The 7,787-nt window shown below is 70.1% G+C and carries 7 protein-coding genes; 1 reads left to right on the forward strand and 6 read right to left on the reverse strand.

Annotated elements, in window-relative coordinates; translation table 11 throughout:
- Positions 1-180 precede the first annotated feature (180 nt).
- Positions 181-675, forward strand: a complete 495-nt coding sequence (locus D7V77_RS38565; protein WP_120581221.1) for a hypothetical protein — start codon at positions 181-183, stop codon at positions 673-675.
- Positions 676-747: 72 nt separating this feature from the next.
- On the opposite strand, the gene D7V77_RS38570 is transcribed toward D7V77_RS38565, so the two are convergent.
- From D7V77_RS38570 to D7V77_RS38595, 6 genes are all read right to left on the reverse strand, one after another.
- Complete coding sequence (locus tag D7V77_RS38570) at positions 748-2,121, reverse strand: hypothetical protein (RefSeq protein WP_120581222.1); 1,374 nt, start codon at positions 2,119-2,121, stop codon at positions 748-750.
- Between the two features lie 31 nt (positions 2,122-2,152).
- Entirely contained in the window at positions 2,153-4,876 is a 2,724-nt protein-coding gene (locus D7V77_RS38575) for a TonB-dependent receptor (protein WP_304485888.1), read from the reverse strand.
- 709 nt (positions 4,877-5,585) lie between these two features.
- Complete coding sequence (locus D7V77_RS38580; RefSeq protein WP_120581223.1) at positions 5,586-6,014, reverse strand: biopolymer transporter ExbD; 429 nt, start codon at positions 6,012-6,014, stop codon at positions 5,586-5,588.
- Between the two features lie 16 nt (positions 6,015-6,030).
- On the reverse strand, positions 6,031-6,441 hold the full coding sequence (locus tag D7V77_RS38585) for a biopolymer transporter ExbD (RefSeq protein ID WP_120581224.1): 411 nt from the start codon (positions 6,439-6,441) through the stop codon (positions 6,031-6,033).
- Positions 6,425-7,183 carry a MotA/TolQ/ExbB proton channel family protein gene (locus D7V77_RS38590; RefSeq protein ID WP_120581225.1) on the reverse strand — a complete coding sequence of 253 codons (759 nt, stop codon included), beginning with the start codon at positions 7,181-7,183 and terminating at the stop codon, positions 6,425-6,427. Before D7V77_RS38590 ends, D7V77_RS38585 begins: the two co-directional genes overlap by 17 nt.
- A 31-nt stretch (positions 7,184-7,214) precedes the next feature.
- The coding region (locus D7V77_RS38595) for an energy transducer TonB (RefSeq protein WP_147452298.1) at positions 7,215-7,787 on the reverse strand (573 nt) is incomplete at its 5' end.

The raw sequence follows: 7,787 nt of genomic DNA on the forward strand, positions 1-7,787 counted from the left end.
AGATGGGTATAAGAGACAGGTGGGGCTGGTGCGGGTGGATTGATCAGCGCCAGAGCCCTTGGGGCCTTGACGGTGGCTGCGGGGCCGACTTTCCGGCCGGTTAGAAGACCCCCTTGAAAGGGCACTGAACATCTGGGCAGATAGGCGGCGTTCAACGACGCCTTGTGAGGAGGCCTGTCCATGTTCGAAACCCCCGAGAACGATTCCATCTCCCCCGCGCTGCGCGCGCTGCTCGAGCTGTTCGCCACGGACCTGGCGGACGTGAAGTTCCCGGACGTGGACACCGCGGTGCTGGGAGAGTCCGCGGCCCACGTGCGTGAGAAGGCGGAAGCAGTGGCCCGAGCGCAGGCGGCGCTGGACGCGGCGAGGCACGCCCTGAACGAGAGCCAGGAGTCGCTGCTCCAGAAGGGTCAGCGCGCGTTGGCGTACGCGAAGGTGTTCGCGGAGGACGATGGAGAGCTGGGAGCGAAGCTGGAGGCCATCCACCTGCCGCGTCCGACGCGCAAGGGCGGCCAGGCCCCGGTGGAGCCGGTGGGCGCTGCGCCGGGCAACGACGACAACGCCCCTCGCCGCCGCGGCCGTCCTCCCAAGCTGCGCCCGGTGGCCAACCTCTTCACGGACGGCAACGGGCCGGACGGCGCGCAGGACGAGGCTGTCGCAACGCTTCAGTCGTAGCCCGCGATAAGGAAGACCGCGTGCCCCCGTACGGCGCTGCCGGGAGCACGCGGTCATGTGTTCACCGAAGGGCTAGTTCTTCGGGAACGAGGTCCAGCCGGCCAGCCAGTTGGTGGTGCCCACCGCGCCGACGAAGCGCGCGCTGGTGTCGAAGCCCGCGCCCGGCGTGGCCGCGTTGTCCGGGTTCAGCGCCGGGGAGCCCGTCGCCGGGGTGAAGTTCGGGGCGTCCAGGTTCAGCGCCGCCGTCAGCTGCGGATCCAGGACCTTGTTGCTCAGGCCCGAGGCCAGCACCTTCTCCGCCTCCACGAACTTGCTCACGTCCGGGTCCGTCACCGCGCCCGACGCGTCCTTCTTCGGGTTCGGCGCGTTCGGGATGGAGACCGTGTCACCCTTGTTGGACCAGAAGAACGTGTTCTGGATGGAGAGCTCCGGAGTGGCCGCGTTCCACAGCGCCGCGGAGGCCGTGCCGTCCACGTCGACCGCCGAGTCCGCGAAGTTCGCCACGATGACGTTGCGCAGCAGGCCGCCCGCGCCCGTGTTGAACACCAGGCCCTCCTGCGCCGGCGTCGTGCCCGCCGCACGGCCAGAGCCAATGAACGTCGCGTTCCAGATCTCCGGCACCGTGTGCGGCTGCGCGCCGTTGTCGTTCTTGTTGCCGGACGCCTCGATGCCGCGGTTGCCCACGACGGCGTTCTGCTGCACCACCAGGAACTGCACCTTGCCGCGCCAGCCCAGGTCGTAGTCCAGGCCGTCGTCGTCCGGCTGGCTGATGACGATGTGCTTCAGGCCCGCCGTGCCACCGAACATCTCCACGCCGTCGTCGGCGCCCTTGTGCACCTGCACGTAGTCGATGTCCGTCGCCGTGCCGCACGCACCCGTCGTCAGGCCGTTGAGCTCGTTGTCCTCGGCCAGCTCGTAGCCCGCGAACTCGATGCGCGCGTACTTCAGCTTGCCGCAGTCGTGCGCGTCGTCCTGACCGCCGTACTTGGTACGGGTGTCACCGCTGGTGGCGAAGAAACCCTCGATGGTGTTCTCGCCGCCGGCCACGTTGATCTTCGCCTTGCCCAGCAGCACCACGCCGCCCCAGTCACCGGCCGCGCGCGTGCCCACCGCCTGCGAGCTGGTGAAGACGATGGGCTTCTCCGCCGTGCCCACCGCGTTGATCTTCGCTTCACGCGTGATGACCAGCGCGCTGCCCGTGTCGCCCTTGACGGTGACGCCCGGCTCGATGGTGAGCGTGCCGCTCTCCACGAACACGTAGTCCTTCAGGGTGTACGTCGTGCCGGCCTTCCACGTCGTGTCGCCCTTGATGCTGCCCTTCACGTCCTGCTCGGTGGCCTGCGGGTCACCGCCGCCGTCCGGAGTGTTGTTGGGCTCGTCGTCGCCGCAGCCAGAGAGCAGCGCGATGCTGGACAGGGTGAGGACGGAGGCAAAGAGGCTCTTCATGTCGGTGCGTCCTTTCAGGGAATGGGAGGAACTACAGGGCCCAGCCGAGCGACGCGGTGAACGCCACGCCGGGCTTGTACGTCTGCACCGTCACGTCCCCCTGGCGGAGGGTGACGGATGCGTTGAGGAGGTTCGCGGCGGTCAGCTTCAGCTGCGTCGCGCCGAGCTTCTGGGTGAGGCTGATGTCCACGCGGTGGAAGGGCCGCTCGTACACATCCGGCAGGCCCTGCACGCCGACCTCGCTGATGCGCTGGCCGTACACGTTGTAGAGCACCGCCACTTCGGTGCCGCTCTCCGGCCGCTCGTAGCCCACGTTCACGTTGACCACGTAGGGGGACTGGCCCTGGAGCGGACGGTCCTTGTTCGTCTGCGCGCCCAGCGCGGAGTCACCCAGGTCCACCTGCGACTGGATGAGCGTGAGGTTCGCGCCCACGCGCACCGGACGCAGCGCGGGGCTGAAGCGCGCCAGCGACGTGCGCGCCTCCAGCTCCACGCCGTAGCTGTCCGCGCCCGCGGCGTTCTCGAAGCCCAGGTCGCCCGAGTCCGGGTTGCGGATGACGCGCTCGATGGGGTTCTGGAAGCGCTTGTAGAAGGCGCTCGCGGCCAGCACGTCGTTCTCGCCCACGAACCACTCGGCGCGGAGGTCCACGTTGTGGATGCGCGTCTCCAGCAGGTCGGGGTTGCCGGACACGTTCCGGCGGCGCACGAAGTCGAAGAAGATGAAGGGCGCCAACTCGCGGAAGGTGGGCCGCGCCAGTGTGTAGCTGTAGCCCGCGCGCAGGTTCACCTCAGGAGACAGCGCGTAGGTCGCGTTGAGCGACGGCAGCACGTCCAGGTAGTTCTGGTCCGCGCCGCCGGAGTCGCTCTCCACGCCGGTGAAGGGGTCCTTGAGCGTCAGCTGCTGGTTTGACGCCTCCAGGCGCACGCCGCCCACCAGGCGCAGCGGATCCACGGGCTTGTAGTCCGCGGACACGTAGCCGGCGTAGACGCCCAGGAAGGCGTTGTAGGCGTCATCCGCGCGCGTCGTCTCACGCACGGTGATGGAGGTGCCCACGTTGTCCGGCGAGAAGAGCTGCTCGGGGGACTGGGTGCGGTCCACCGGCTCCTCGGTGAGCAGGTAGCGGAAGCGGCGCGCGTTGAAGTCGCGGAAGGACACCTGGGTGAGGCCGCCCACCTTCAGACGGAAGTCGGAGGTGAAGGGCAGGGTGAGGTTGAGGCTGCCGCCGGTGGACGTCTCGCCCAGCTCCGCGAAGAAGCGCTCGCCGCTGTTGGGCTGGTTGGGGAAGGACAGCTGCGCGTCCGGGTTGTTGAGGGCGGCGCTGTAGAGCGTGTCGCGCGTGTCCGGCTCGTCGCGGTCCACGCGGGAGATGTTGGCCTGCCAGTCCACCTCGGAGTCGCCCAGCAGTCCCAGGCGGTGGAAGCCGCGCAGCTGCGTGAAGGACAGCGCGCGGGTGATGAACTGGAGGCGGGTGCTGGCGTAGGTGTCACCGCGTACGTTGTTGTTGCCGTTGGCGGTGTACGTGCGCGTGTCGGTGCCGCGCGTGTAGAGGCTGAAGAGGGTCAGCTCGTTGTCGCGGTCGAACTGGTAGCCCAGGCTGGCCAGGCCGCTGAGGTTCGCGGTGGAGAAGCCCTGCGTGGTGCGGGCCACGTCCTGGGAGATGAGGCTGCCGGACTCGTCGCGGGCGGCGCGGGCGAAGTCACCCGTCTGCACGCCGTCTCGGTGGCCGTAGTTGACGGTGGCCAGGTAGCCCAGGCGCTGGTTGCCGAAGCGCAGCGTGTCACCCAGGGACGCGCCCAGGCCCATGTTGGGGACGGCGCGCGTGGTGCGGCGCTCCCAGACGTTGGTGAAGCTCTCCCACTGGCTCTCCAGTTGCTGCGCTGACTCGCCGCCCGCGCCCAGGCGGTGGTCGCGGGGGAGCGCGTCCGGCAGGGCGCGGTCGGAGGAGGCGAAGCCCAGCGTCTCGCCGAAGCCGCCCTGTGCCTGCGAGTTGCGCTCGCGGAAGGTGGTGACGGTGTCACCGCCCAGGGTGAGGCGCGGCTTGAACTCGAACTGGGAGGGGTAGGTGTTGGTCTCGATGAGCAGCGTGCCGCCGCCGAAGGTGCCCGGCAGGTCCGACGTGTAGCTCTTCACCACGTTGAGGTTGGCCAGCAGGCTGGTGGGGAACAGGTCCAGCGGCACGCTGGGCTCGTCCGGCTCCGGGCTGGGCAGCAGCGCGCCGTTGAGGAGCGTGGTGGCGTAGCGGCCACCCAGGCCGCGCAGCAGCACGTAGCGACCGTCCACGACCGTGGCGCTGACCACGCGCTTCACGGCGTCACCGGCGCTGGAGTCCGGCGTGCGGGCAATCTCCTGCGCGCTGATGGCGTCGGAGACGGCGGCGGCCTTCTTGCGGTCCTGAAGCAGGGCGCCTTCCGCGCGGCGGTCGGAGCGGGCCTCGACGACGACCTCCTGCACCGCGCCCACGTCCGCGCTGAGCGCGACGTCCAGCTTCGTGGCCTTGCCCTTCGTGACGATGACGCCCGTGATGCGGCGGCCCTGGTACACGTCGTAGAAGGCGCGCAGGTCGTACTTGCCCGGCGGCAGCGCGAGCCGGTAGTTGCCGTCCAGGTCCGTGAGGGCCTGCTTGTCGGCGCCCGTCACGACCTTCACGGTGGCCTCGATGAGGCCTTCACCGTTGGCCTCGTCCGTCAGCCGGCCGTAGATGCCGGTGAAGCCCGGGGGCGGCGCGGCGGACTCGGCCAGGGCCTCATCGCCCATGGCTGCCTCGTCGGAAGCCGTGGCCTCGTCGGAGGTTGCCGCGCCATCCGACGGCGTCTCGGACTGAGCGGCGGCCGGAGCGGAAGGATCCGCGGGCTGCGAGGCCTGCGCGGGAGCGCTTCCCGGCTGCGAGGCCTGCACGGGCGCGCTTCCCGGCTGCGAGGCCTGCACGGGAGCGCTTCCCGGCTGCGAGGCCTGCACGGGCGCGCTTCCCGGCTGCGAGGCCTGCACGGGCGCGCTTCCCGGCTGCGCGGCCTGCGCGGGAGCGCTTCCCGGCTGCGCGGGATCAACAGGCAGCGGGTTCGCGGCGCTGCCGGGCTGCGTGCCCAGGGACGGCGCGGGGCTGGTGGGCAGCGCTCCGTCCGGCTGCGACGGGGCGGAAGGGGCGGGCGTAGTTCCCGGCGCAGGAGGAATCTCTCCGGCCGGCTGCTGGCCCGGGGAGGCGGAGGGCGAAGGCGCGGCGGGCGCGGAGGACTCCGCGCCGGGCGCCTGCGCGAAGGCAGGCAGGGTGATGAGCACGAGTGACGCCACGCAGGCGTGCACGAAGCTTGTACGAGACAACACGGCTCTCCTTGCCGACAGCGACGCGCACTCAACGCGACGCCCGTGGCATTGGGATGAAGGGTTTGTGACGTCTGTGGCGGTGGCGGGAAAACTCGGCGTCACGAACCGCGCGCGGCTTCACGAGCCGCGCGCGGGGCGCCTGGAGTCAGTCCGCCAGTCGTTCCGGCAGCACGGCGACGGTGATGTTCCCGCCCCGCGCCAGGTCCAGCACTTCCATCGCACTTCCGTACGGCACCGCGTCGCTCGCGTCGAAGAAGACGATCTTGTCCGCGCGCGCGTTCAACATGCGCTGCAGGCGGACCACCACCTGGTCGCGCGGAACCTCTTCGTGGTTGATGCGCAGCGTGCCGGCCTTGTCCACCGTGAGCACCACCGGCGGCTTCGCGTCCGGAGGAGGAGGAGTGGTGTCCTCCTTGTCCGGCTTCGCGGGCACGTTCATCCACAGGTTCTTGGTCATCAGCGGCGTGACGACCATGAAGATGATGAGGAGGACGAGCACCACGTCCACCAGGGGTGTCACGTTCATCGTGGGGCGGACGCCGCCGCCCTTGTTGCCACCGACGTCGAAAGCCATGGCGCGTGCCTCCCCTTCAGTTCTTCTTCCGGTCGATGACCTGGAGACTGATGCCCGGGAACCCGATGTCCTGCATCGCCTTGAACACGCCGCGCACCTGCGCGTACGCCACGCCCCGGTCCGCCTTGAGCACCACGGGCGCGTCCGGCTTCGCCTGGTGCAGCGCCTTGAGCTCCACCACCAGCGCGTCCCGGGTCAGCTGCTTGCGGTCCAGGTAGAACGCCCCGTTGGACGCCAGGCTCACCGTGGTGGGCTCCAGGTTCTTGTTCTCCGGATCCGGGTTCATCGCCGCGGGCAGCTCCACCGCGGCGCCGGCCTCCAACTGAGGCGTGACGACCATGAAGATGATCAGGAGGACGAGCACCACGTCCACCAGCGGCGTCACGTTCATCTCCGGCGTGAGGCTGCTCTTACGCGTGGCCGACATCGCCCGCCTCGGTCCGCGTGGAGACGACGTCGGAGCCCGTCGCGTGCGCGCCGCCGTGGGCCGCCACCGCGCGCTTGTCGCCGGACATGTCCTCCAGGTGGTCCATGAACTCGCTGCGGGCCTGCTCCAGGGAGAGCAGCAGCGCGTCCGCGCGGGTGGACAGGAAGTTGAACATCAGCACCGCGGGGATGGCGACCAGCAGGCCCAGCGCCGTGACGACGAGCGCCTCGGCGATACCGGCGGACACCGCGCCCAGGCCACCGGAGCCCTCCTTCGCGATACCGGCGAAGGCCTCGATGATGCCCACCACCGTGCCGAGCAGACCGACGAACGGCGCCACCGAGCCCACCGTGGCCAGCACCGACATGCCCCGGCGCACGTCCGCGGTGATGCGCTCGTTGATGCGCACCAGGTCGCGCCGCGTGAGCTCCACCGGGCCCAGCTTCCCGGCGGGAGCGCGGGACTTCGCGAGGAACGTCTTCATGCCACCGCCCAGCATCATCGCCAGGTGGCTGCTCTTGCTGCCGTCCGCCTCCTTCACCAGCGCGTCGTGCTGCTGCTGCGCGAGCAGCGGACCGGCGCGGCCCGCGAACTGGCGGGACGCGGCGCGCGAGCGGAAGAAGACGAACAGGCGCTCGAAGAACACCGCCAGCGACGCGACCGCGAAGGCGATCAGCGTCCAGGCGATGCCCAGGGCGAAGACGCCCATGTGCGCGTAGATTTCCTTGAGATTGAAGTTCATGGCTGTGGCTTTCCGAAGGGGGAGGAAGGCGTCAGGACTTGAGGCGGAACGGGACCTTGAAGATGCGGAAGACGGCGGTCGGCTGACCGGACACGACGGCGGGCTTGAAGCGCCACGTGCGCGCGGCGGCCAGCGCGGCGCTGGCGAAGGGCTCATCGCCGCGCATCACCTTGAGGCCGGTGACGCGGCCGTCGACCTCGACGACGCCCTTGAGGATGACCATCCCCTCCAGCCCCTTGGAGCGGGCGTCGGCGGGGTATTCGGGGATGAGGTTGGAGGCCAGCGGCTCCGGCGGCGTCCCCGCCTCCGGGAGATTGATGGGCTGCGCGCGGCCACCACCGATGGCCATGCCCTCGCCGCTGCCGGTGCCACCCACCACACCGCCAGGGACGAGCGTGCCCGTGCCACCGACGGCCATGGGTGCCGCGGCGACGACTTCCTTCTCAGCCTCGGGCGGCTTGTCGAGCGGCACCGCGTCCGGGGCCTTCAGTGGCGCGGGAGCGACGGTGGGCATCGCCGCGGGCGGAGGAGCGGCCTTGGCGACAGGCGGCGCGGCGCGAGGAGGAGGCTTCGCGACGGGCGGAGGCGGGGGCGGCTTTACCTC

Origin of the sequence: Corallococcus sp. CA041A, assembly GCF_003612075.1 — a bacterium.
Classification (GTDB): domain Bacteria; phylum Myxococcota; class Myxococcia; order Myxococcales; family Myxococcaceae; genus Corallococcus; species Corallococcus exiguus.

Excerpts from the sequence above, each read along its gene's own strand:
- D7V77_RS38565 (WP_120581221.1), top strand. The coding sequence starts at position 181 with ATGTTCGAAACCCCCGAGAACGATTCCATCTCCCCCGCGCTGCGCGCG.
- D7V77_RS38570 (WP_120581222.1), bottom strand. The coding sequence starts at position 2,121 with ATGAAGAGCCTCTTTGCCTCCGTCCTCACCCTGTCCAGCATCGCGCTG.
- D7V77_RS38575 (WP_304485888.1), bottom strand. The coding sequence starts at position 4,876 with ATGGGCGATGAGGCCCTGGCCGAGTCCGCCGCGCCGCCCCCGGGCTTC.
- D7V77_RS38580 (WP_120581223.1), bottom strand. The coding sequence starts at position 6,014 with ATGGCTTTCGACGTCGGTGGCAACAAGGGCGGCGGCGTCCGCCCCACG.
- D7V77_RS38585 (WP_120581224.1), bottom strand. The coding sequence starts at position 6,441 with ATGTCGGCCACGCGTAAGAGCAGCCTCACGCCGGAGATGAACGTGACG.
- D7V77_RS38590 (WP_120581225.1), bottom strand. The coding sequence starts at position 7,183 with ATGAACTTCAATCTCAAGGAAATCTACGCGCACATGGGCGTCTTCGCC.